This is a genomic window from Micromonospora sp. BQ32, assembly GCF_059358895.1.
On sequence record NZ_JCADBI010000029.1, the window covers coordinates 1 to 22,541 of the forward strand.

19 protein-coding genes and 1 pseudogene are annotated in these 22,541 nt (G+C 72.2%); 8 read left to right on the forward strand and 12 right to left on the reverse strand.

What is annotated here, in order from left to right; genetic code table 11:
• Positions 1 to 491: pseudogene (locus tag AC5L30_RS31790) on the reverse strand (hypothetical protein); the annotation flags it as partial.
• A 365-nt stretch (positions 492 to 856) separates the two neighbouring features.
• Positions 857 to 2,338 carry an aminopeptidase P family protein gene (locus AC5L30_RS31795; protein ID WP_494871867.1) on the reverse strand — a complete coding sequence of 494 codons (1,482 nt, stop codon included), beginning with the start codon at positions 2,336 to 2,338 and terminating at the stop codon, positions 857 to 859.
• A gap of 132 nt (positions 2,339 to 2,470) precedes the next feature.
• On the opposite strand from AC5L30_RS31795, the gene asnB reads away from it, so the two are divergent.
• Entirely contained in the window at positions 2,471 to 4,432 is a 1,962-nt protein-coding gene (asnB, locus tag AC5L30_RS31800) for an asparagine synthase (glutamine-hydrolyzing) (protein ID WP_091405235.1), read from the forward strand.
• Positions 4,433 to 4,517: 85 nt separating this feature from the next.
• Here asnB and AC5L30_RS31805 read toward each other — a convergent pair whose 3' ends face one another.
• On the reverse strand, positions 4,518 to 5,603 hold the full coding sequence (locus AC5L30_RS31805; RefSeq protein WP_494871868.1) for a lytic polysaccharide monooxygenase auxiliary activity family 9 protein: 1,086 nt from the start codon (positions 5,601 to 5,603) through the stop codon (positions 4,518 to 4,520).
• Between the two features lie 352 nt (positions 5,604 to 5,955).
• On the opposite strand from AC5L30_RS31805, the gene AC5L30_RS31810 reads away from it, so the two are divergent.
• From AC5L30_RS31810 to AC5L30_RS31820, 3 genes are all read left to right on the forward strand, one after another.
• Positions 5,956 to 7,161, forward strand: coding sequence for an XdhC family protein (locus tag AC5L30_RS31810; RefSeq protein WP_494871869.1), 1,206 nt, complete (start codon positions 5,956 to 5,958; stop codon positions 7,159 to 7,161).
• 116 nt (positions 7,162 to 7,277) lie between these two features.
• A complete protein-coding gene (locus AC5L30_RS31815) occupies positions 7,278 to 8,213 on the forward strand; it encodes a PfkB family carbohydrate kinase (RefSeq protein ID WP_494871871.1) in 936 nt (311 codons plus the stop codon).
• Positions 8,214 to 8,477: 264 nt separating this feature from the next.
• Complete coding sequence (locus AC5L30_RS31820) at positions 8,478 to 10,304, forward strand: alpha-galactosidase (RefSeq protein WP_494871873.1); 1,827 nt, start codon at positions 8,478 to 8,480, stop codon at positions 10,302 to 10,304.
• 21 nt (positions 10,305 to 10,325) lie between these two features.
• Here the strand turns inward: AC5L30_RS31820 and AC5L30_RS31825 are convergent, their stop codons facing one another.
• Both AC5L30_RS31825 and AC5L30_RS31830 read right to left on the reverse strand, forming a co-directional pair.
• Positions 10,326 to 11,156, reverse strand: coding sequence for an MBL fold metallo-hydrolase (locus AC5L30_RS31825; protein WP_494871874.1), 831 nt, complete (start codon positions 11,154 to 11,156; stop codon positions 10,326 to 10,328).
• Entirely contained in the window at positions 11,153 to 11,557 is a 405-nt protein-coding gene (locus AC5L30_RS31830; protein ID WP_494871876.1) for a thioesterase family protein, read from the reverse strand. Before AC5L30_RS31830 ends, AC5L30_RS31825 begins: the two co-directional genes overlap by 4 nt.
• Positions 11,558 to 11,683: 126 nt before the next feature.
• Between AC5L30_RS31830 and AC5L30_RS31835 the strand changes: the two genes are divergently transcribed.
• A complete protein-coding gene (locus AC5L30_RS31835) occupies positions 11,684 to 12,766 on the forward strand; it encodes a phosphatase PAP2 family protein (RefSeq protein WP_494871877.1) in 1,083 nt (360 codons plus the stop codon).
• A 51-nt stretch (positions 12,767 to 12,817) separates the two neighbouring features.
• On the opposite strand, the gene AC5L30_RS31840 is transcribed toward AC5L30_RS31835, so the two are convergent.
• The 5 genes from AC5L30_RS31840 to AC5L30_RS31860 all read right to left on the reverse strand — a co-directional run bounded on the left by AC5L30_RS31840 (position 12,818) and on the right by AC5L30_RS31860 (position 16,794).
• On the reverse strand, positions 12,818 to 13,780 hold the full coding sequence (locus tag AC5L30_RS31840; RefSeq protein ID WP_494871879.1) for a hypothetical protein: 963 nt from the start codon (positions 13,778 to 13,780) through the stop codon (positions 12,818 to 12,820).
• 8 nt (positions 13,781 to 13,788) lie between these two features.
• Positions 13,789 to 14,136 (reverse strand): PadR family transcriptional regulator, encoded by a 348-nt coding sequence (locus AC5L30_RS31845; RefSeq protein WP_494871881.1) that lies wholly within the window; start codon positions 14,134 to 14,136, stop codon positions 13,789 to 13,791.
• Between the two features lie 102 nt (positions 14,137 to 14,238).
• On the reverse strand, positions 14,239 to 15,735 hold the full coding sequence (locus AC5L30_RS31850) for a PH domain-containing protein (protein ID WP_494871883.1): 1,497 nt from the start codon (positions 15,733 to 15,735) through the stop codon (positions 14,239 to 14,241).
• Between the two features lie 43 nt (positions 15,736 to 15,778).
• The gene (locus AC5L30_RS31855; RefSeq protein WP_494871925.1) at positions 15,779 to 16,321 is read right to left on the reverse strand and encodes a PH domain-containing protein; all 543 of its coding nucleotides are present in this window, start codon (positions 16,319 to 16,321) and stop codon (positions 15,779 to 15,781) included.
• Positions 16,322 to 16,563: 242 nt separating this feature from the next.
• Positions 16,564 to 16,794 (reverse strand): hypothetical protein, encoded by a 231-nt coding sequence (locus tag AC5L30_RS31860; RefSeq protein WP_494871885.1) that lies wholly within the window; start codon positions 16,792 to 16,794, stop codon positions 16,564 to 16,566.
• 240 nt (positions 16,795 to 17,034) lie between these two features.
• On the opposite strand from AC5L30_RS31860, the gene AC5L30_RS31865 reads away from it, so the two are divergent.
• Genes AC5L30_RS31865 through AC5L30_RS31875 form a run of 3 tightly spaced genes read left to right on the forward strand, consistent with a single transcriptional unit; the run spans position 17,035 to position 20,053 of the window.
• Complete coding sequence (locus AC5L30_RS31865) at positions 17,035 to 18,132, forward strand: AAA family ATPase (protein WP_196924350.1); 1,098 nt, start codon at positions 17,035 to 17,037, stop codon at positions 18,130 to 18,132.
• Positions 18,111 to 19,106: a DUF58 domain-containing protein gene (locus AC5L30_RS31870; RefSeq protein WP_494871927.1), complete on the forward strand. Its 996-nt coding sequence runs from the start codon at positions 18,111 to 18,113 to the stop codon at positions 19,104 to 19,106. The genes AC5L30_RS31865 and AC5L30_RS31870 overlap by 22 nt, the downstream gene beginning before the upstream one ends.
• Positions 19,103 to 20,053, forward strand: a complete 951-nt coding sequence (locus AC5L30_RS31875; RefSeq protein WP_494871887.1) for a VWA domain-containing protein — start codon at positions 19,103 to 19,105, stop codon at positions 20,051 to 20,053. Before AC5L30_RS31870 ends, AC5L30_RS31875 begins: the two co-directional genes overlap by 4 nt.
• A gap of 297 nt (positions 20,054 to 20,350) precedes the next feature.
• Here the strand turns inward: AC5L30_RS31875 and AC5L30_RS31880 are convergent, their stop codons facing one another.
• Together AC5L30_RS31880 and AC5L30_RS31885 are read right to left on the reverse strand one after the other, a co-directional pair.
• A complete protein-coding gene (locus AC5L30_RS31880; RefSeq protein WP_494871889.1) occupies positions 20,351 to 21,619 on the reverse strand; it encodes an acyltransferase family protein in 1,269 nt (422 codons plus the stop codon).
• Complete coding sequence (locus AC5L30_RS31885) at positions 21,616 to 22,521, reverse strand: alpha/beta hydrolase (RefSeq protein WP_494871891.1); 906 nt, start codon at positions 22,519 to 22,521, stop codon at positions 21,616 to 21,618. Before AC5L30_RS31885 ends, AC5L30_RS31880 begins: the two co-directional genes overlap by 4 nt.
• Positions 22,522 to 22,541: the final 20 nt, after the last annotated feature.

Below are 22,541 nucleotides of genomic sequence, written 5' to 3' on the forward strand. Positions count from 1 at the left end.
CCCGTGCGGGACTTCTTGTCGTCGTGCTTCTTGCCGTTGTCCTTCTTGTCGTCCTTCTTGTCGTCCTTCTTGTCGTCGTCGAACTCGTCCAGCTCGTAGGTGCAGTCCTTGGCAAGCTTCAGGGTGCCCCCGTGACCACGGTTGAGCAGATCGATGGCCTCGACCAGATCCTCCTCGTCACAGTCCACCTCCCTGACCTGGTCCCGGTCCTCACTCCGACCCTTGTCGTCCTTACCGCGCTCACCCCGGCCCTTGTCATCCCCGGCCTGGTTGTCCCAATCGTTGTTCCAATCGCCCACGTCGGGGCCCTGGCCGCCCTGCTTGCCGGCACCGACGTGGGACTTTTCGTCGTCAGCCTGGCCGGCGTCGCTGATGGGCTGCTTCGCGGACGATTGAGCGCCCGAGGTTCTATCGCGGCCACCGGGCTTGTCATCACGAGCGGCCAGGCCGCCCAGTGCCGCCAGGCCGACCACGCCGGTCAGTCCGGCCACGCCGGCAGCCACCCAGAGTTTGCGCCGCCCTGTACCCGGTGGGGCCGCGGTGGTCCAATCGTCGGGAGTCGTTTGGTTGTTGGACATCAGAGCCTTCCGCCCTTTCCTGCTACCAGACGGGGCCGCACCGCACGAGGCGCCGCGACCAGCTACAAATTGGTTGCAGCCTTTGAAGCTGACCATATGAGAACGATCCTCGTGATGCGGGCTTATCCGAAGAAACCGCGCATTCCGCTCAGGTGTAGTCAGGTGCTCCGCAACCTACCGGGGCCGACAGGAAGGGGTTGAACAGCACAAACGCCATCCCCCGCAGACGACGAAGGGCCCATCCCGTGAACGGGAAGGGCCCTTCGGGGCGTACGGGGTCAGCCGGGCAGGCGCGGACCAGCCTCGCGCTGCTCACCCAGCCACGTCTCCACCTCGTCGGCCGTGCGCGGCAGCCCGGCCGACAGGTTCACCGCGCCGGTCGCGGTGACCAGCACGTCGTCCTCGATCCGAATGCCCACACCGCGCAGCTCGGCCGGGACCAGCTCGTCCTCCGGCTGGAAGTACAGGCCGGGCTCGACGGTGAGCACGTAGCCCTCGCCCAGCGCGCCGTCGCGGTACGTCTCCTTGCGGGCGTTGGAGCAGTCGTGCACGTCGATGCCGAGCATGTGGCCGAAGCCGTGCAGCGTCCACCGCCGGTAGATGGTCGACTTCTCGTCCATCGCCTCGTCCACGCTCACCGGCAGCAGACCCAGCTCGGCCAGCCCTTCGGCGAGCACCCGCATGCAGGTCAGGTGGACGTCCTTGAACTTCACCCCGGGGCGGATGGCCTCGATGCCGGCCTGCTGCGAGGCGTACACGATGTCGTAGACCTGGCGCTGTAGCGCGGTGAACCGGCCGCTCACCGGCAGGACCCGGGTCACGTCGGCGGTGTAGAGGTTGTGGCCCTCGACACCCATGTCCATCAGCAGCAGGTCACCCGGTCGGGTGGCGCCGTGGTTGTGCACCCAGTGCAGGATCGTGGCGTGCTCGCCGGCACCGACGATCGAGCTGTACCCGACGTCGTTGCCGTCGTGGCGGGCCCGCAGCGCGAAGACGCCCTCCAGCAGCCGCTCGGAGACCGCCCGGTCGGCCGGCAGGATCCGGGCCACGTCCTCGAAGCCGCGTACGGTGGCGTCGATCGCGTCCTGGAGCTGGCCGATCTCCCACTCGTCCTTGACCAGCTTCATCTCCGAGATGGCGATCGCCAGTTCCCGGTCCCGGGCCGGCTGGTCCTCGGCGCGGGGCCCGTCATAGGGGCGGACGGCCGCGTCCACCTGGGCGTCGAAACCGCGCAACACCCGGGTACGCCCCGGCGCCAGGTCGGCGAGCGTCGCCTCCAGGCCGGTCAGGTCGGCGGTGGGCAGGCCCAGCTCGGTCGACTTCTCGCCGAGGGTGTGCCGCCGGCCCACCCACAGCTCGCCGTTGCGGCTGCGGAAGAACTCGTCGGTCTCCCGGGAGGACCGGGGCCGCATGTACAGCATCGCGTCGTGCCCCGAGCCGTTCGGGCGCAGCACCAGCACGCTGTCGGCGTCGTGGTCGCCGGTCAGGTAGGCGAAGTCGCTGCCCGGCCGGAACGAGTAGTCGGTGTCGTTGGCCCGGACCTTCTCGGTGCCGGTGGGGATCACCAGCGTCTCGCCGGGGAAGGCCGCCGAGAGGGCCGCCCGCCGCTTGGCGTAGTTGGGCGTCTCGGGGCGGGGCGTCACGGGGAGCGCCGTGTCGCGCCAACCCTGCCGCATGAAGGACAGGAACGCCTCCGGGTAGTCCGGATCGTGCGATTCCGTACCGTCCGTCGGCGTACCGTCGGTCTGTCCCTCGGTCATTGCGCCGCTCCCTCCGCTTCGTTGCTGGTCCCGACGGTACCGCGCGTCCGGTTGGCGGTAACGGCCCCCGGGAGTCGGGTGGATCGACGGACGGCTGCAAGGGCCGACAGCGCGCGTGGAAAGATGGCCACCATGTGCGGACTTCTGGCCTTCTTCAGCGCGAACGGCAACGCCGCCGCGCATCGCGACCACATCGCCGGAGCGTTGGAATGCCTGCACCACCGCGGCCCCGACGAGACCGGGGTCGAGGTGGTCGGCGACGCCTCCGGCCGGTACGCGGACGGCGTGTTCGCCCACAAGCGGCTGGCCATCATCGACGTCGCGTCGAGCCACGAGCCACTGCCCTACGCGAACGGCCGTTACCTGCTGACCTTCAACGGCGAGATCTACAACTACATCGAGCTGCGCGAGGAGTTGATCAGAAACTTCGGTGCCCAGTTCGCCACCGCCGGTGACGGCGAGGTGATCGTCGCGGGCTACCACTTCTGGGGTGAGCAGGTGCTCACCCGGCTGCGGGGCATGTTCGCCTTCGTCATCTGGGACCGGCAGGAGCGCCGGGCGTTCGGTGCCCGCGACTACTTCGGCATCAAGCCGATGCACTACCTGGAGACCGCCGACGGTCTCTACCTGGCCTCGGAGAAGAAGGCGCTGCTGCCGTTCGCGCACAGCAACTACCAGGGCGACGCGGGCGTCGACACGGCCAACCTGAGCCACTACCTGACCCTGCAGTACGTCCCTGAGCCCGGCACCCTGCACAAGGGCATCAGCCGGATCGGCTCCGGGGAGTACCTGAACTGGACGCCGGGCGGGCGGATCGACGTACGCCGGTGGTACCGGCCGGTGTTCCGGCCGGCGCCGGTCGACGACGAGCAGAAGCTCTACCACGAGATCCGCGAGACGCTGCGGGAGAGCGTGCGCATGCACATGCGCTCCGACGTGCCGGTCGGCTCGTTCCTGTCCAGCGGCATCGACTCCACCGCGGTGGTCGCGCTGGCGCGGGAGTTCAACCCGAACATCCTCACGTTCACCGTCGGCTACGACGTGCCGGGTTACTCGGAGATCGACGTCGCCCAGGATTCGGCGCGGCACCTCGACGTCACCACGATCCCCACCAAGATCGGTCCGCAGGACATGATCGACGCGCTGCCGAAGATCGTCTGGCACCTGGACGACCCGGTGGCCGACCCGGCGCTGGTGCCGCTCTACTTCGTGGCCAAGAAGGCCGCCGAGCACGTCACGGTGGTGCTCTCCGGTGAGGGCGCGGACGAGTTCTTCGGCGGCTACACGATCTACCGGGAGCCGCTCTCGCTGGGCACCGTCAACGGCCTGCCCGGCGGCGTGCAGAAGGGGCTGCGCGCGGTCTCCAAGGCGATTCCGCAGGGGGTCAAGGGCAAGAGCTTCCTGGAGCGCGGCACCACCCCCATCGAGGAGCGTTACTACGGCAACGCCCGGATGTTCACCGAGGAGGAGAAGCAGCACCTGATGCGCCGCTACGACCCCTCGGTGCGCTACACGGATGTCACCGCCCCGATCTACGCCGAGTGCACCGAGCTGGACGACGTCACCAAGATGCAGTACGTCGACCTCTACACCTGGCTGCGCGGCGACATCCTGGTCAAGGCCGACCGGATCTCGATGTCGCACTCGCTGGAGGTGCGGGTGCCGTTCCTCGACCGGGAGGTCTTCGACGTCGCGGCGAAGATCCCGGTCGACCTGAAGCTGCCGCCGCGCTCCGACGCCACCAAGTACGCGATGCGTCAGGCGTTGCAGGGTGTCGTGCCGCCGGCCATCGTCAACCGCAAGAAGCTGGGCTTCCCGACGCCCACCCGGGTCTGGCTGCGGGGCGAGATGTACGAGTGGGCCCGGCACGTGCTCAGCACCTCGGGTGCGGGCGATCTGCTCGACCTGTCGTACGCGCTGCGGCTGCTCGACGAGCACAAGCGGGAGGAGGCCGACCACTCCCGCAAGGTGTGGACGGTGTTGATCTTCTGCATCTGGCACGCGATCTTCGTGGCCAAGACGCTCGACCCGGGCATCCAGCGCAACCAGTCCGCGCTGCTCACGAAGCCGGTCGTCGGCTCCATGGTTCGCTGACCCTGCCCCACTCTGTCGATCAAGAGGTTTGCGTCATCCGGGACGGTTCCGATGACGCAAACCTCTTGATCATTTCAGGTGGTGGTCAGCGGCGGGCGCAGGTGACTGTGGGGAGCCCGTTCGTTCCTGACGAACTGGCCAGGAAGCCGAACGTGGCGGTGCCCTCCGGTGCGACCGTGCCGTTGTAGGCGACGTTTGTCGCCGTCACCGTTGAGCCGGACGACGTCTGTGTGGCACCCCAGATCTGACTGATCGACTGTCCGTTGGGCCAGGTCCAGCTCGCGGTCCAACCGGCGAACGGCGTACTGCCGTGATTCATGATCGTGACCTCGCCCTGGAAGCCGCCCTGCCAGGTGCTGCTCACCTTGTAGGCGGCCATGCAGTCACCGCCGGTCGGCGGCGGGGTGGTCGGCGGCGGGTCGGTCGGCGGCGGGTCGGTGGGCGGCGGGTCGGTCGGCGTGCCGCCCGGGCCCACGCCGGTGACCTGGCCGTTGCCGCCGTCGAAGGTCACGTCGGAGCAGCCGAAGAAGTTCTCCTGCGAGTCCGAGCGGACCCAGCGGGAGTAGATGATGTGCCGGCCACTCTTGCCCGACGGCAGGTTGCCGCTGAAGTAGTAGTGCCCGTCGTTGCTGCCGACCGCCCCGCGCTGCGGCGGGTTGGTCACCGTGAGGAACGGCTCCTCCAGGTCACTCCAGGCCAGCGCCCGGGTCGGGCTCCAGCTGTTCTTGGTCACGTAGAAGTAGAACGTGCCCGGGTGGTGCGCCCAGTTGCTGTACTTGAAGTCCAACCGCGCCCCGGCGGTCAGGTGGGTCAGCGGCCAGTCGGTGCGCGGCAGGTCGTAGCCGCGGAAACCGGTGTTGCCGCCGCTGCACAGTTGCCCGTCCGGGATGAAGCCGGTGGTCCGGCCACCAGCGTCGGAGCGCAGCACACTGAACCAGTTGTAGAGCGAGTTCGCCCCGCTCTGCGCCACGGCGGCGGAGCACGCGGGGTTGTTCGGCCTGATCTCACCGGTCTGGCTGCGGCCGTCCTGCCAGCACAGGAAGGTGCGGCTGCCCGGCGTCATCGCCGCGCCGTGCGCGGCCGCCGGCTGCGGATTGGACGCCACGGCGACAGCGCCGAGCGCGAGGGTCACGGCCGCGGTGAGCAACGCGGCCGTACGGGAACGATTCACGGGTTCTCCTGACTCGCGAGGCGTGCTGCTCGAGCCGCCTCGCCGCAATCGGGTGGGATGTGGCCTGATCGCCCCGCTGTCGTGAGCGGTGCGACGATCACGGCGACGTGCCCCGGCGGAAAACAGCCGTGGACGTGCGCCGTCGACGGTCCTGTCCTGGACCGGTGCCCTCGCGTCTAACCAACCCGGCAACCGGCGGCGCCGCAGCCCTCGCACCGCCCGGTACGCGTCATCCCACCACGCCACGCGGGGGGAGCGCAATAGTCGTTCCTCGATGCATGAGAAGACCCGCCGGTGGCCGTTGGACGCCATATCCTGCGTACGGGGAGCGGGAACGGAGAGGCGGCCGTCGGTGCCGGACGTGTTCGACGAGGTGCACCGCCGGTGCCGCGACGGCGAGCCGGTCGCGCTGGCCACCGTCGTGGCCACCTGGCACTCCGCCCCGCAGCCACCCGGCGCCGCCATGGTGGTCACGACCGACGGCACGGTCGTCGGCAGCGTCTCCGGCGGCTGCGTCGAGGCGGATCTCTACGAACGGGCCCGCCGGGTGCTCGACACCGGCCGACCCGAGCTGTGCCGCTACGGGATCAGCGACGACGACGCGTACACCGTGGGCCTGACCTGCGGCGGCGTCCTCGACGTGTTCGTGGAGCGCGTCGACGTGGGCGCCCTGCCGGCGCTGGACGCGGTCGCCGCCGCCCGCCGCAGCGGCCACCCGGCGGCAATCGTCACCTGCGTGGCCGCCGACGCCCACCACCCACCCGCCGACGCCAACGACCCACCGGCCGACGCCCACGACCCACCCGCCCACGTCCACGGCGACCCGGGAGCCGACCCGGCTCGGCGGCTTGGCCGGCGGCTGGTGCTGACCGGCCAGCGGTCCGTCGGCTCGCTCGGCGACGACCGGCTCGACGACGCCGCCAGCGCCGACGCCCTCGGGCTGCTCGCCGCCGGGCGCAGCGGGATGCTCCGGTACGGGTACCACGGGCAGCGTCGAGGCGGCGGCCTCAGCCTCTTCGTGACCGCGTACGCCACCCCGCCTCGGATGATCGTCTTCGGGGCGATCGACTTCGCCGCCGCGGTGGCCCGGATCGGCGCGTTCCTCGGCTACCGGGTCACCGTCTGCGACGCCCGGCCGGTCTTCGCCACCGCGCGGCGCTTCCCTGAGGCGGACGACGTGGTGGTGCAGTGGCCGCACCGCTACCTGCGGACGGAGTTGGCGGCCGATCGGCTCGACGAGCGGACGGTGGTGTGCGTGCTCACCCACGACCCGAAGTTCGACGTGCCGTTGCTGGAGCTGGCGTTGCGCCACCGGCTGGCGTACGTGGGCGCGATGGGCTCACGGCGCACCCACGACGAGCGACACAAGCTGCTGAGCGAGGCGGGGCTCAGCCCGGAGCAGCTTGCCCGGCTGGCTTCCCCGATCGGGTTGGATCTCGGTGGTCGTACCTCGGAGGAGACCGCGGTGAGTGTGGCCGCGCAGATCGTCGCGGCCCGGTGGGGCGGCACCGGTCGCCCCCTCGCGGTACTCGACGGGCCGATCCACCAGCCGGGGTAGCGCGCGCAGGTCGGTGCCTGGCCTTCGGCGCTCATCGGGCCGCGCGCTGTGCCAGCCTGGTGCCACGGCGATCGGCTCGGCGAGCGGCGGTCGGTGGCGACGACGAGAGGATCGGCATGGGATACGCGGTGGTGCTCGGCGAAGCGCTCGTCGACCTGCTCGACAGCGAGCTCGACGGGGAGCGGGTCTATCGGCAGGCCATCGGTGGCGGGCCGCTCAACGTGGCCGTCGGGGTGGCCCGACTCGGCGGTGCGGCGCAGTTCGTCGGTTCGCTCGGTGACGACGCGTTGGGCGGCCGGATCCGCGCCTTCCTCACCGCAGCCGAGGTCGGGGTGGCCGGTGCGGTCACGGTGTCGGCGCCGACCACGCTCGCGGTGGTCACGTACGCCGGGCCGGAGCCGGACTTCCGGTTCTACGGCGAGCCGGCCTCCTACGGACTGCTCGGCCCGGACGATCTGGATCTGGCGCTGCTGGAGGGCGCCGACGTGCTCTACTGCGGCTCGATCGTGCTGCTCCAACCCGGCACGCTGGCCGCCGCCCGACGTGCCTGGTCGCTCGCCACCGGCCTGCGGGTCTTCGACCCGAACGTTCGTCCCCGGCTGCTGAACGGGCCAGCCGCGTTGGCAGGGCTGCGCGAGGTGGTGGCCGAGTTCGCCGCCGGCGCGCACCTGGTCAAGCTGAGCGCCGCCGACGCGCTGCTGCTCTATCCCGGTGAGCCGGTCGAGGGGGTGGCGGCGTACCTGCGTGAGTTGGGGGCGGCCACGGTGGTGGTGACGCTCGGCGCGGCGGGTGCGGTGCTGGCCGCCGCCGACGCCGACCCGGTCCGGGTGCCGGCCCCCAAGGTCAACGCGATCGACGCGACCGGCGCGGGTGACTCGGTGATGGCCGCGCTCATCGCCGACCTGCTCGTCGACGGCGAACCGGAGAGCCCGTCCGGCTGGACCGACCGGGTCGCCTTCGCGCTGCGGGTGGCCGGCCTGGTCTGCGAGTCCCCGGGCGGTGCCACCGCCATGCCCACCCGCGCCGCCGTGCAGAACCGCTTCAACCCCTGATCCCACCCGCTCGCCCCCCTGCCCCCCTGCCCCACCCCCGCGCCTTCCGTGCCTTCCGCGCCTTCCGCGCCGATCTTGCACTTTCGATTGACGGTTGGTCCGCTTTGCTCATGTTTGGCCCCGCACAAAGTGCAAGATCGCGGCAGGGTGGGGCGAGGGTGGGGGCAGGGGGTGGGGTTGGGGGAGCGGGTTGACCTCGGGGTTTTGTGAACGTTAACATCGATGATGCGCGATGGAAACGTGGACGTCCTCGGGGAGGTTCTGATGCGGGTGGTTCTGGTACCTCTGGCATTCCGCCGGGTCGCGGCCCTGCTGGTCATGCTTCTCGTGGCTGCCGGGATGGTCGTCGCCAACCCGCCGGAGCGGGCGGTCGCGTGGGACAACGGGGTGGCCGACACCCCGCCGATGGGGTGGAACAGCTACGACTCGTTCAACTGGAGCGTCACCGAGGCCGACGTCCGGGCCAACGCCGACTACATGGCCACGAACCTGCGGCAGTTCGGCTGGGAGTACGTGGTGATCGACTGGGCGTGGTACTACCCCGGTCGGCACAACAACAGCCCCAACCAGGACGCGAACCTGCAACCCCGGCTTCGGATGGACGCCAACGGGCGGCTGCTGCCGGACACCACCCGGTTCCCCTCCGCCGCCGGTGAGAACGGGTTCAAGCCGCTGGCCGACTACGTCCACTCGCGAGGGCTGAAGTTCGGTGTCCACCTGATGCGCGGCGTTCCCCGCCAGGCGGTCGCCGACAACGTCCCGATCCTCGGCACCACCTGCCGCGCCAACCAGATCAACAACACCACCACCGCGGCCTGGCTCAACCTGATGTGGGGCCTGAACATGTCCAACCCCTGCGCGCAGAGCTACCTGGACTCGATGTTCCAGCTGCTGGCTTCCTGGGGGGTCGACTACGTGAAGGTGGACGACATCGCCGCCCCGACGTACCGGCAGTCGGAGGTCGAGGGATACCGACTGGCCATCCAGCGCAGCGGCCGCCCGATGGTGCTGAGCCTGTCACCCGGCCCGACCTCACTGGCCAGCGGCGCACACGTCCAAGCCAACGCGCACATGTGGCGGATCGTCAACGATCTGTGGGACAACTGGTCGTCCGTGGACGCGCTCTTCGACCAGCTGCGCAACTGGACCCCGTACCGCGCCACCGGTGCCTGGCCCGACGCCGACATGATTCCGATCGGCCGGCTCTCCAAGTACGGGCCGGTCGGGTCGCCGCGATACTCGAACCTGACCTCCGACGAGCAGCGCACCCTGATGTCACTCTGGGCGATCAACCGGGCGCCGCTGATGTGGGGCGGCAACCTGGTCGAGAACCGCGCCGCGGAGCTGGCGTTGATGACCAACGCCGCGGTCCTGGCGGTCAACCAGAACAGCGCGAACAACCGTCAGCTCTACGGTGGCAGCCGGCAGGTGTGGATCGCCGACGTGCCGGGCAGCGACGATCGGTACGTCGCCCTGTTCAACCGGGACAGCAGCGCGGGGCAGGTGTCGGTGAACCTTGCCGACCTCGGGATCGGGTCGGCCGCCGTGACCGACCTGTGGTCCGGCGCGTCGCTCGGCACGGTGACCGGCACCCTCACCCGGTCGCTCCCGGCCCACGGGGCCGGGCTGTACCGGCTGACCCCGGACACCACAGTGCCGGTGCCGACCACGTACACCCTCACCGCGCGGCACAGCGGCAAGCTGCTGGACGTGTACAACAACGCGACCACCGACGGCGCCGAGCTGGTGCAGTGGGCCGCGAACGGTCAGCCCAACCAGCGGTGGCGGTTCCAGGACGCGGGTGGGGGTTACCAGACGGTGGTCAGCGTGCACAGCGGCAAGTGCCTCGACGTGTACGGCGGCGCGACCGCGACCGCCGACGGGGTCCGCGTGATCCAGTGGAGCTGCAACGGCGGCACCAACCAGCAGTGGCGGGTACAGGACGTCGGCTCGGGGTACGTGCAGCTCGTCGCCCGGCACAGCGGCAAGTGCCTCGAGGTGGTCAACGCCGCCACCGCCGACGGTGCCCGCCTCGCGCAGTGGACCTGTGGCACCGGCACCCACCAGCAGTGGCGGCGTACCCAGGTGTAGCCGCGCGGGGTGGGTGGTGGGTCAGGCCGCGCCGGTCAGTTCGAGGTAGCCGCGGTGGGCGGCGACCAGGGCGGGGCGGGCGCCGAAGGGGGCCTCGGCGGCCACCCGCTCCGGCGGGGCGCTGCCGGTGTGCGCGGCCCGGATCAGCCAGGCCAGCTTCGCCAGCTCCGCGTGCTGGGTCCGGACGAAGTCGACGCCCACCGGGTCGCCGTGGCCCGGGATGACCACCGTGCGCGCGGTGGTCAGCCGCAGCAGGTCCGCGACCGCGTCCGGCCACTGCAAGGGGTACGAGTCCTCGAAGGCGGGCGGGCCGCTCTGCTCGACCAGGTCCCCGGCGACCAGGACGTCGGCGTCCGGCACGTGCACCACCAGGTCGGCCTCGGTGTGCCCCCGCCCCGGGTGGCGCAGCAGCACCCGCCGGCCGCCCAGATCGAGGACCGTCTCGACGTGCACGGTGTGCGTCGGGGCGAGCAGCGCAGTGTCGGCCAGCTCGGCGGCGAGCGCCGGGTGCTCACTGCGCAACTCCTCGTACGCCTCCCGGCGCAGCCGCTCCGGCTCGTCGCGCAGGGCGGTGGCGGCACGTTCGTGCGCGTACACCGGGCGGGGCGGGTCGCCGGCCAGGACGGCGTTGCCGAAGCAGTGGTCGTAGTGGTGGTGGGTGTTGACCAGCGTCAGGGGACGGTCGGTGATCGCGCGGACGGCCGCGGCCAGCTCGGTGGCCTGGGCGGCCGACGAGAGCGTGTCCACCAGTAGCGCCTCGTCGTCGCCGACGACCAGGGTGACGTTGACCCGCAGCAGCGGCTCGGCCAGCACGTGCACCCGGTCGGCGACCTCGACGAAGCCGACGTTCACGACGCCCGCCCGGCGCGCTCGACGAAGCGTCCCCGGTCGACCAGGATCCGGTCCACCCGGCCCCGGGCCACCGTCTGGTCGCCGTCGCTGACGGTGACCTCGAACGACAGCCGGCGACCGTCGACGGTCGCCAGCAGCGCCTGCGCGCGGACCGTTCGGCCGATCACGGTCGGTGCCAGGTGCTCCAGCTCGACCCGGGTGCCCACGGTCGTCGAACCGGGCGGCATCCTGGTCGCCGTCGCCGCGACGGTGGCCGCCTCGGCCAGCGCCAGCACCCGAGGAGTGCCCAGCACCGGTACGTCCCCGGAACCGACCGCCTGGGCGGTGTCCGCGTCGGTGACGGTCAACTCGACCTGGGCGGTCAGACCCGGCGCGAAGGCCGGCTCGGGCTGCTCCTGCATGGTCGTCAGCCTAGGTGCTCGCCGGACACGTTGAGCACGCGCCTGGCGATCCGGGCCCACCCACCCCGACGACCACCGGGTGGTCCCCGTCGGTCGATGCCGTACCCGTCGTTAACCTTGACCCCGATGGCCGTCGTGACTGACCCCCAGCCCCCCGCCCGGACCGACCCGCCCGCGTCCCCGGACGGGGGTCGTCGGCGCGTCGTTGCCATGACCGTCTGGGCGGTCGCCTTCGTGGCCGCGTGGCTGGCCATCGGGCTGCCCACCGACCCGGCGTACGCCTTCGTCTGGATCTGGCTCGCGACCATCGCCTGGAACAGCGAACGGCCGTGGCGTAGTCACCTGCGCTTCGCCCGGGACTGGGTGCCGGTGGTGCTGCTGTTCGTGGTGTACAACCTCTCGCGCGGGTTCGCCGACAACGGTGCCACGCCGCACGCGATGGAGCTGATCGTCGCCGACCGGTTCATGTTCGGCTGGGCCACTGGCGGGGAGGTGCCCACCGTCTGGTTGCAGCAGCACCTCTACCACCCGCAGGTGCACTGGTGGGATGTCGCAGCGAGCTGGGTGTACTTCTCCCACTTCGTGGTGGCGCTGGCCGCCGCCGCGGTGCTCTGGTTGCGCGACCGGCACCGTTGGGCCGCGTACATGCGGCGCTGGGGTTTCCTCTGCGCGGCGGGCCTGGTCACCTACTTCATCTACCCGGCCGCCCCGCCCTGGTGGGCGGCGCAGAACGGCCTGCTCACCGAGGTCGCCCGGATCTCAACCCGGGGTTGGAAGGCGTTCGGCATGCACGGCGCCGGCAACGTCCTCAACGCCGGCCAGATCGCCTCCAACCCGGTCGCCGCGATGCCGTCGCTGCACACCGCGTGGGCGTTGTTCGTGGTGCTGTTCTTCCTGACCGCCATCCGTCGTCGCTGGTGGCCGCTGCTGCTCGCGTACCCGCTGGCGATGACCTTCACCCTGGTCTACTCGGGTGAGCACTACGTGATAGACGTGCTGGTCGGCTGGGCGTACGTCGGGCTGACGTTCCTGGTGGTCGGTCTGGCGGAGCGTGGTTGGGCGGCGTGGCGCGCCAGGCACCCGAGCGTCAAGTCGGGACAGGCCACGGAGCCGTCACCGACGCCCACCGACCCTCCGCCCGGCGAGCCCGCGCCCCCACCACGGGAACCGGACACCACCACCCACCCCGCGATCCCCGCCGACCGCTAGGTGCTGTCCCGCGGATCGTGAGGGTCGCTCGTTCCGACCCGAAGCTGGTGTTCAGCGCATCACGGGTTCATCGGGTGGTAGCGACCGCACCTCGGGCTTGAGGCGACGGGCGAGGTGATTGATGCCGGCCATGGTGGCGGCGATCACCGTGATGAGGATCGCCAGTGGTAACGGCTGACCGTCGAAGTGCCGCATCGCCGTGTTGGAGAGCAGCGGGTCGGGGACGAGCCATCCGGCGATGAAGCCGGTGAGTCCGATGCCGATGATGACGGCGGGCCGGTGGCGGCGGACTGCGAAGGCGGCTCCGACAGCGACGGTGGCGGCGGTGAGGATCCCGATGACCGTCGGCACGGCGTCGGGAACGTAGACGCCGTGGCGCCCCCACTCTCCGGTGCCTTTCCAGGCGAGGATCCCGAGCGGGACGAGGGCCCACCAGAACAGGCGCGGCCGGGGCACGGTCCACCGCTCGCGGGCGGCGATCGCGAGCAGGACGAGGGTCAGGATCGGTGGGGCGTACGCGAAGAGTTGTTGGCCGGGGTTGATTCCCAGGCCGGCGCCGTTGAGCACGTCGATGACGGACCAACCTATGGTGACCGTCAGGAATATCGCTTGCAGGGTCAGGGCGGTCCGGGGCGCGCCGCACAGCCAGGCGATCAGCGGTGCGAGGGGCAGCAGGCCGAGAGCTACCATCTGCGGCCAGCTGGCGATGATGGGCGACATGTCGGTGGCGAGGACGGCGCCGGTGAACAGGTCCAGGGTGTGACCGGCGGGCTGGGTGCCGGCGGCGACGAGCAGGGCGGTGAGCCCGGTGGTCAGGGCCGTGGTCGTGACGGGCGTGGTGAGTCGCAGCCGGATCGCCAGGGCGATGATGTTCAGTGTCTCGTGCCGGCTGGGGTGTCGGCGGCCGTGGTCGAGATCGAGCAGCAGTCCGAGCAGTTCCTCGCCGCGGGCGGTGCGGTGCGTGGCCGGCAGCAGGCGCAGCAGCCGCCGATATCGTCGTTCCAGAGGGCTCATGTCCGGGCTCATCCGACGGTCCCGAGGCGTGGGGCGTTGCGGGCGGCACGCTTGTCGAGGCGCTCCTCGGCGAGCCGGACCGCGGTGGCCATCCGCCGGCTCTCAGCGCGGATGGCGTCCGCCCCCGCGTCGGTCAGTTTGTAGAAACGGCGCAGCCGGCCCTTCTCCACCTCGTCGTGGTCGGGGGCGATGAGCCCCTGGGTGACGAGGCGGTCGAGGGCCCCGTAGAGGGTGCCGGCGCGTAACCGGATCCTGCCGTCGGTCATCTCGTCGACCTCTGTCACCAGGGCGTAGCCGTGGCGGGGTTGGTCGGCGAGGGCGGAGAGGATCAGGAACGTCTGCTCACTGATTTCCATGACCTATATATATCGCACGGCGATATATATAGCAACGATGTGACGGGGTGGCGTGGCGGGATGGTCAGTACGCCCAACCGGTGCTCACACTGGCGGGGCAGGTCAGGGTTGGGTGCGCGCCTGGTGGGCTCTTGTGGTCAGCTCGGCGGCCAGGGCCCAGGCATCTGCCAGGTCGCGGTCCTGGGCGGTGGCGCCGGAACCGCCCGCGGTGTCCGCGTGTACGGAGGCCAACCCCAGCCGGCGCTGGAGGGGCCCCTGAACCACTCGCACGCTCTGGACCCGGGCGTACGGCACGATCACCAGCTGCCGGGTGAGCCGCCCGGACCGGGTGGCGAAGACCTGCTCGAACAGCCCCGCGCCGAACGCGGCACGGCCCAGTGGGTGCAGCCAACGGGTCCGGCGCGGCGGTGGGCTCAGCGTGAGCGCGTCGAGGCGTACCCCGGGGAGCACCTCGGCGACGATCATCGTGGCCGTCGGCAGGTCGCCGACCGGCAGCAGCCGATCGGGCCGGTTGCGGTCGTCGGCCTCCGCGACGGAGTAACCGGCCACCTCCAGCCGCAGCCGCAGCCAGCCCTTCATCCTCCAGAGCAGCGGCCAGGTGGCCCGCACGGTTTGCACCCGCTCCAGCGGCACGGTCTGCGCCCGCGTCTCCAGCAGGCCGTTGTGCACCCGCAGCGTGCCGCCGTCGCGGGCCAACCGGAAGTTCCAGTCGTCGAGGACCCGGCGGATCGGTTGCAGCAGCACACCCGCCATCGCGGTCAGGGTGCTCGCCACCGCGACGAACGACCACGAGCCGGCGGTGAGGAACTGCACCACGACGAAGGCCACACCGAACGGGAGCAGGAACGCCTGCGGGGTGAGCAGCTGGCTGATCAGCAGGTTCTGGTTGCGTACCGCGTGCAGTGGCCGGCCCGGCGCGGCCGCCGGTGGCGCTGGCGCGCCCGGGACCACCGAAGCCGCCGCGTCATCGGGCGCGGGTAGCTGCGCCACCCGCCCGGCCAGCGCCAGCAGACGCTCGCGCAGCAGAGCCGCGTCGGCCACCCCGAGGTACGCCAGTGGCGCCTCGGTCTTGCCCCCGCCGACCACCTCCAGCCGCAGCTCGGCCAGACCGGTGAGCTGGGCGAGCAGCGGCCGAACCACCTCCACGGCCTGCAACCGTTCCAACGGGATGGCCCGGATACGCCGCCAGAGCAGCCCCTCGTACACCCGTAGTTCCCGGCCGACGACGTGGTAGCCGGTGTTGTACCAGCTGATCACCGACAGCACGGTGGCGCCGAGCGCCAGCACCGCCACCATGGCGGCGAACCAGCCGAAGCCCACCCGGGACAGCGTCGACCAGGACAGCCCGGCGATCACCACGACCAGGGACTTGGCGCCGTGCAGCACCGGGCTGAGCGGGTGCAGTCGCTGCCGGGGCTCGCTCTCGGCACCGCCCGGTGGTGGCGGCCACGGCGCGGGCGCTCCCGGCGGCACCGGCCCAGGCGGCGCCGCACCAGCGAGTGGCGCGCCACCCGGTGCCGTGTCAGCGGGCAGCACCGGCCCCGATGGCGTCGAACCGGTGGGTGGCACGGTGCTCGGCTCGGCGGGCCCGTCGCTCATCGGAGCGGCCCTCGGCGGGGCCGGCGGTTGCCTTCGCGGGTGCTCACAGCCCCTCCGCCCGGTCCTCGCCGAGCGCGGTGAGTCGATCGCGCAGCCGGGACGCCTCCGCCGGACGCAGCCCGGGCACCCGGGCGTCGCTCGCCGCCGCGGCGGTGTGCAACTGCACGGTGGCCAGGTCGAAGGCGCGCTCCAACGGCCCGGCGCTCACGTCGACGAACTGCATCCGCGAGTACGGCACGATGGAGAGCCGGCGGACCAGCAGCCCGTGCCGGACCAGCAGGTCGTTCTCCCGCTCGGCGTACCCCCAGGCCCGGACCGCGCGGACGATCGCGACGGCCCGCCACGCGCCGAGCACCAGCACGACGGCGACGGCGAGCCCGAACAGCCAGTGGCCGCTGAGCGCCCAGCCGACCGCCGTCACCGCCAGCCCGATGGCGACCACCACCGCCAGCCGGATCAGCTCCACCCAGATCAGGTCGGTGGAGATCGGCTGCCAGTTGACCGTGTCCGGCCAGGGCTCCAGCGGGCCCCGTCCACCCGGTGCGGCCGTCAACAGGGCGCCGGGCGGGACAGGGTCGGGCGGCAGGAGACCGGGGGCCGGCAGGTCGGGCGCGCGCTGGTCGGCGGCGGGTGTCGGCCGGTGACCGGGTGGCAGCGCGCCCGGTGGTAGCGGGGCGGGCGTCGAGACATCCGGCGCGGCGGGCTCCGGACCGAGCGTGCCCGGTGCGGGGAACGCGCCGGGCGGCGGCTCGACGCCGGGTGGTGCGGTGGCCGGGGTGGGCGGCCAGGACGGGGAGGTGGGGCCGGGGGAAGCCGGAGGGTCGCCGCTCACAGGTCGAGCGTAGGCGATCCGGGCACCGGAGTGATGGCACGCAGGAAGCCTCGGGCGTCCAGGAAGTCACCGAGGCTGCCCCGGTGCTCCGCGCAGGCCAACCAGGTCTTGCGCCGATCGGCGTCATGCAGACGGGGGTTGTTCCACTCCAGCGCCCAGATCGCGGCGGACCGGCAGCCGCGGGCCGAACAGACCAGGGCCTCGTCGGCAGGGGAGGGGATGCTCATCCCGGCCAGTCTAGGGCGGCGGGACGGAGAGGTTGAGCGCCGGGCGACCACGGGGGGAGCCGCCCGGCGACGGGATGAATCGTACACGCGGCGGGCCGGTCCGCGCACACCCAAGATGCGCGATTCGGCTGCTGGGGACGGCGCGGTCAAAATCGGCTTCTCCCCACCTCGACACTCAGCAAGGCGTGCGAGTCTTGATACCGCACGAGCCGCGACGACCGACAACGCTGTGGAGGACCGGTGGCCCAGCCGACCATGCCCGACGCCCCGACGCCGAACGGAGCGGCACCCGCGCCGGTGACCACACCGGCGCAGGACGCCACCCTGCTGGAGAAGGGTCTGTTCGAGATCAAACGCGTGATCGTCGGGCAGGACCGGATGGTGGAGCGGATGTTCGTCGCGCTGCTCGCCCGCGGTCACTGCCTGCTCGAAGGCGTGCCCGGGGTGGCCAAGACCCTGGCGGTGGAGACCCTCGCCAAGGTCGTCGGCGGGTCCTTCGCCCGGGTGCAGTTCACCCCGGACCTGGTGCCGGCCGACATCATGGGCACCCGGATCTACCGGCAGTCCAGCGAGAAGTTCGACGTCGAGTTGGGCCCGGTCTTCGTCAACTTCCTGCTCGCCGACGAGATCAACCGCGCTCCGGCGAAGGTGCAGTCCGCGCTGCTGGAGGTGATGAGCGAGCGGCAGGTGTCCATCGGCGGGGAGAGCCACCGGGTGCCCGACCCGTTCCTGGTGATGGCCACCCAGAACCCGATCGAGCAGGAGGGCGTCTACCCGCTGCCGGAGGCGCAGCGGGACCGGTTCCTCATGAAGATCGTGGTGGGCTACCCGACCGACGCGGAGGAACGGGAGATCGTCTACCGGATGGGTGTGGCCGCACCCGAGCCGACCGCGGTGTTCGACACCCCGGAGCTGATCGCCCTGCAACGCAAGGCCGACCAGGTCTTCGTCCACAACGCCCTGGTCGACTACGCGGTCCGGTTGGTGCTGGCCACCCGCGCCCCGGCCGAGCACGGCATGCCCGACGTCGCGCAACTGATCCAGTACGGTGCCAGCCCACGCGCCTCGCTGGGTCTGGTCCGGGCGACCCGCGCGCTGGCGCTGCTGCGCGGGCGTGACTACGCGCTGCCGCAGGACGTGCAGGACATCGCGCCGGACATCCTGCGGCACCGGTTGGTGCTCAGCTACGACGCGCTCGCCGACGACGTGCCCGCCGACCACATCGTGCAGCGGGTGATGTCGACGATCCCGCTCCCGGCGGTCGCTCCCCGGCAGCAGGCCACCCCGCCGTCGATCGCGCCGCCGCCGGGCGCTGGCTGGCCCGGGCAGCGGCCGTGACCTCACCCACCCCTCGTCCGGCCCCCGACCGCAGTGAGGCCGTGCTGTCCCGATTGCAGTTGCTCGTCACCCGCAAGCTCGACGGTCTGCTCCAGGGCGACTACGCCGGCCTGCTGCCCGGCCCGGGCAGCGAGGCGGGAGAGTCCCGGGAGTACCGCCCCGGCGACGACGTGCGCCGGATGGACTGGCCGGTCACGGCGCGGACCACCACACCGCACGTGCGGCGTACGGTCGCCGACCGGGAGTTGGAGACCTGGCTCGCGCTGGACCTCTCCGCCAGCCTGGACTTCGGCACCGGGCAATGGCTCAAGCGGGAGGTCGTGGTGGCCGCCGCGGCGGCCATCACCCACCTGACCGTGCGCGGGGGTAACCGGATCGGCGCCGTGATCGGCACCGGTGGCGGGGTGTCCGCGCCGGCCCGACGCTGGCGCGGCGGAGCAGCGCCGGCCGGGCCCGGGGTGCTCACCCGGCTGCCGGCCCGCTCCGGCCGCAAGGAGGCGCAGGGCCTGCTGCGCGCCGTCGCCGGCACCGCCATCCAGCCCGGCCGGGGTGATCTGGGCGCCCTCATCGAGATGCTCAACCGTCCGCCCCGCCGGCGCGGGGTGGCCGTGGTGGTCTCGGACTTCCTCGCGCCGGCCGAGCAGTGGGCGCGGCCGATGCGTAAGCTGCGCGTCCGCCACGACGTGCTGGCGATCGAGGTGGTCGACCCGCGCGAGCTGGAGCTGCCCGACGTGGGCGTGTTGCCGGTGGTCGACCCGGAGAGCGGCGAGCTGCACGAGGTGCAGACCGCCGACCCGCGGCTGCGGCAGCGCTACGCCGACGCCGCCACCGCCCAACGGGCCGCGATCGCCGCCGCCCTGCGCGGCGCCGGCGCGGCCCACCTGCGTCTGCGTACCGACCGAGACTGGCTGCTGGACATGGTGCGATTCGTGGCCGCGCAGCGGCACGCGCGTACCCGGGGGACGACACGATGATCCGTTTTCTGCAACCGTGGTGGCTGCTGGCTGTGCTGCCGGTGTTCGCCCTCGCCGCGTTCTACGTCTGGCGGCAGCTGCACCGCCGGGCGTACGCGATGCGGTTCACCAATGTGGACCTGCTGCGTACGGTGGCGCCGAAGGGCCTGGGCTGGCGTCGGCACGTCCCGGCGACCGCGTTCCTGCTCTGTCTGCTGGTGCTGGCCACCGCGCTGGCCCGCCCCGCGGTGGACACCAAGGAGCCGCTGGAGCGGGCCACCGTGATGCTCGCCATCGACGTGTCGTTGTCGATGCAGGCCGACGACGTGGCGCCGAACCGGTTGGAGGCGGCCCAGGAGGCGGCCAAGCAGTTCGTCAGTGAGCTGCCGGAGAGCTACAACCTGGGCCTCGTGTCGTTCGCCAAGGCGGCCAACGTGCTGGTGCCGCCGGGTAAGGACCGGGACGCGGTGACCAGCGCCATCGACGGGCTGGTGCTGGCCGAGGCGACCGCGACCGGCGAGGCGGTGTTCACCTGCCTGGAGGCGATCCGGTCGGTGCCGGCCGACGGCGCGGCGGGCATTCCGCCGGCGCGGATCGTGCTGCTCTCCGACGGTTTCCGGACCTCCGGTCGGGCGGTGGAGGAGGCGGCGGCGGCCGCGCAGGCCGCCAACGTTCCGGTCTCCACCATCGCCTTCGGCACCGACACCGGCCAGGTCGACATCGGCGGGCAGCTGCAGCGGGTGCCGGTGGACCGGTTGGCCCTCGCCGAGCTGGCCGAGACCACCGAGGGTTACTACTACGAGGCGGCCTCGGTGAGTGAGCTGAAGCAGGTCTACCAGGACATGGGCAGCTCGATCGGGTTCCGCACCGAGCCGCGTGAGGTGACCCAGTGGTACGCCGGGGTGGCGTTGCTGTTGGCGCTCTGCGCGGGCGCGTTCAGCCTGCTCTGGTCGTCCCGGATGCTGTAGCCGGTGCGCCGGCGGCGGTCAGTGACCGCCGCCGGCGAGCACGAAGACGATGGCCACCCAGACGGCGGCGAGGGTGAAGCCCAGCGGGGCGACGTAGCGGCTCATGGACGGCTCCGGGTGGCGGCTGGACGGTCCGCGTGCGGGGGCGGACCGCAGGGGGTGGGGACGCGCACACGAAGTCGTGACCGGGCGGCTCCCGGCGACCGCCCGGGATCGGGCGGCGCGGCACACTCACCTCGGCAGCTGCCAAGGTGGCGGGGAGCGGAGCGGGGTCAGCTCACCAGACTGAGTCGTGGCTCAGCGGGACTGACCATCGGCCCGGCCACGACTGGGAGGATCGCTATCTCGCACAGCGATCACCTCCTGCAAGTCGGGCGGGCCGGAACGTCGATGATCGTACACCTGCGGTGCCGACGGAACGCACTCGGCCGACCGGCCGGCGGCCCCTCCACCGCCCGGCTGGCGACGCCGGTCACCACCAGCGCGTACGCCTCCGCGGCGGAGCGATGTCGGCTGACCCGCCCGCACCACCATGACCAGCACCACGGCGAGCAGCGGCAGCCAGCAGCAGCGCGCCAGCACCCAGCCCGGGTCGTCCGGGGCGGTGTGCAGACCGGGCAGGGCCAGGCCGCTGCGGGCGGTGAGCGCGGTCACCGCCACCAGTACCGGCTGGTGCCACAGGTAGATCCGGACCGCGAGCCGGTTCACCTCAGTCACCCCGCGCGCCGGCAGCGGCCGGGTCAGCAGCCGTTGCAGCGCCGGCCGGGCGAGCAACCCCAGCCCGACCTGGGTGACCGCCAGCGCGACGACCAGCAGCGACGGCGGGTTCAGGTTGGACACCCCGGCCCCGGGCACGCCGACCGCGCTCACCGGGTAGCCCAGCGCCAGCAGCGCCGCCAGCGCGACCGCCCCACCGGCCGCCAACGTGCCGCCCGCCCGCCGGCCGGTCAGCCGCCCGTCGGCGTGCGCCACGCCCAGCAGGTACGGCACCGACCAGGCCGCCAGCACGGTGACCGGGGGCAGGTCGGCGCCGGCCGGCAGCAGCCGGACGGCCAGGTCCGCCGCGGCCACCACGGCCACCGCCGGCGCCCCGCACCGCACCATCCCCCAGCGGCGTACGGCGGCACGCAGCGGGCCGGTCACCGCGACCAGGAACACCAGCGGTAACAGGAACCACAGCGGGCTGACCGCGAGCCGCAGCGCGACGGCAAGGGTGTCGTCCGAGGTGCCGACGACGGTGGCGGCGAGCAGTACCGCGGCCCCCACGCCGAGCAGCGCCACCGCGGGCAGCAGCAGCCGACGCAGCCGACCGGCCAGCCAACCGCCCGCACCGCCCGGGTGGCGGGCCAGCGACCGGGTCGAGCCGAACCCGGCGGTGAAGAAGAACAACCCGAGTGTCTGCAACACCCAGGTCATCGGGGCCAGGTCGGGCAGCGCGGTCAGCGGACTGGCCTGGTGCAGCCCGCCGTCGCCGGTCAGCACCAACCCGGTGACCAGCCAGTGTCCCAACACCACCCCGCCGATGGCGTACGCCCGCAGCGCGTCGACGGCCCGGTCCCGGCTCACCGGGCGTCCCCGATCCGGTCGGTGTCGCCGCCGCCCAGCACGACCGCCGCCACCGCGACCAGCGCGGCGCTGCCCGGCGCGAGGTAGCCGTCGTGCCCCGCCACCCCACCCACCGGCAGGGGTTCGGCGCCGAACGCCGGGTCGCCGGGTCGGCGGCCGAAGCCCAGGCCGGGCAGCCGCACCGGCGGGACCCGACGGATCCAGTCGGTCGGCGCCTCGGCCGCCCAGAACCGCCGCCCGCCGGGCAGGTCGTCGGCGCGCTGCACCCCGGCGCCGACACCGCCGAGGCTGACCACGTCGGTGACCTGGGTCGGGGCGTCCGCCGCGGCCAGCGACACCACCAGCGCCCCGTAGCTGTGCCCGACCAGCGTGATCGTCGCCGCCGGCCGCCGCCCGGCCAACTCCCGCAGCAGCGTGGTCAGCCCGGCCGCGCCGCGCCGGGCGCTGACGCCACCGGCGGCGGTCAACACCCCGTCGGGCGGGTCGTAGCCGAGCCAGGCCAGCACCGCTACCCGCGCCGCCGGGTCGGTCGCCCGCAGCTCCCGGTAGAGCAGCCCGGCCTGCACGGCCGGCGCCCGCCGGGCCACCCCGCCCAACCCCCGGTCGAAGTCGGCGAGGGTGCTGCCGACCCCCGGCACCAGCACCGCGATCCGGTCCGCGTCGGCGAGGTCGCCGAGCACCTCGACCGCGCGGCCGTCACCGCGCCCGTCGAACAGCAGGAACCGGCGTCCGTCGGCCGCCCAGTCCGCGTACGGGGGGCCGGCCGCGCGCATCGCCGCCGCCATCACGGGGTACGCCTCGACGAACCCCGCCGCCGTGGCCGGCTCGGGTCGGGTCGGCAGGACCAGGTTCACGCCGAGCAGCGCGGCCACCGCCACCCGGCTGGCACCTCGTCGTCGCATCACGTTCTCCCTCCGGAATG

Excerpts from the sequence above, each read along its gene's own strand:
- AC5L30_RS31860 (WP_494871885.1), bottom strand. The coding sequence starts at position 16,794 with ATGAGCATCCCCTCCCCTGCCGACGAGGCCCTGGTCTGTTCGGCCCGC.
- asnB (WP_091405235.1), top strand. The coding sequence starts at position 2,471 with ATGTGCGGACTTCTGGCCTTCTTCAGCGCGAACGGCAACGCCGCCGCG.
- AC5L30_RS31850 (WP_494871883.1), bottom strand. The coding sequence starts at position 15,735 with ATGAGCGACGGGCCCGCCGAGCCGAGCACCGTGCCACCCACCGGTTCG.
- AC5L30_RS31845 (WP_494871881.1), bottom strand. The coding sequence starts at position 14,136 with ATGGAAATCAGTGAGCAGACGTTCCTGATCCTCTCCGCCCTCGCCGAC.
- AC5L30_RS31815 (WP_494871871.1), top strand. The coding sequence starts at position 7,278 with ATGGGATACGCGGTGGTGCTCGGCGAAGCGCTCGTCGACCTGCTCGAC.
- AC5L30_RS31795 (WP_494871867.1), bottom strand. The coding sequence starts at position 2,338 with ATGACCGAGGGACAGACCGACGGTACGCCGACGGACGGTACGGAATCG.
- AC5L30_RS31885 (WP_494871891.1), bottom strand. The coding sequence starts at position 22,521 with ATGCGACGACGAGGTGCCAGCCGGGTGGCGGTGGCCGCGCTGCTCGGC.
- AC5L30_RS31835 (WP_494871877.1), top strand. The coding sequence starts at position 11,684 with ATGGCCGTCGTGACTGACCCCCAGCCCCCCGCCCGGACCGACCCGCCC.
- AC5L30_RS31820 (WP_494871873.1), top strand. The coding sequence starts at position 8,478 with ATGCGGGTGGTTCTGGTACCTCTGGCATTCCGCCGGGTCGCGGCCCTG.
- AC5L30_RS31840 (WP_494871879.1), bottom strand. The coding sequence starts at position 13,780 with ATGAGCCCTCTGGAACGACGATATCGGCGGCTGCTGCGCCTGCTGCCG.
- AC5L30_RS31875 (WP_494871887.1), top strand. The coding sequence starts at position 19,103 with ATGATCCGTTTTCTGCAACCGTGGTGGCTGCTGGCTGTGCTGCCGGTG.
- AC5L30_RS31830 (WP_494871876.1), bottom strand. The coding sequence starts at position 11,557 with ATGCAGGAGCAGCCCGAGCCGGCCTTCGCGCCGGGTCTGACCGCCCAG.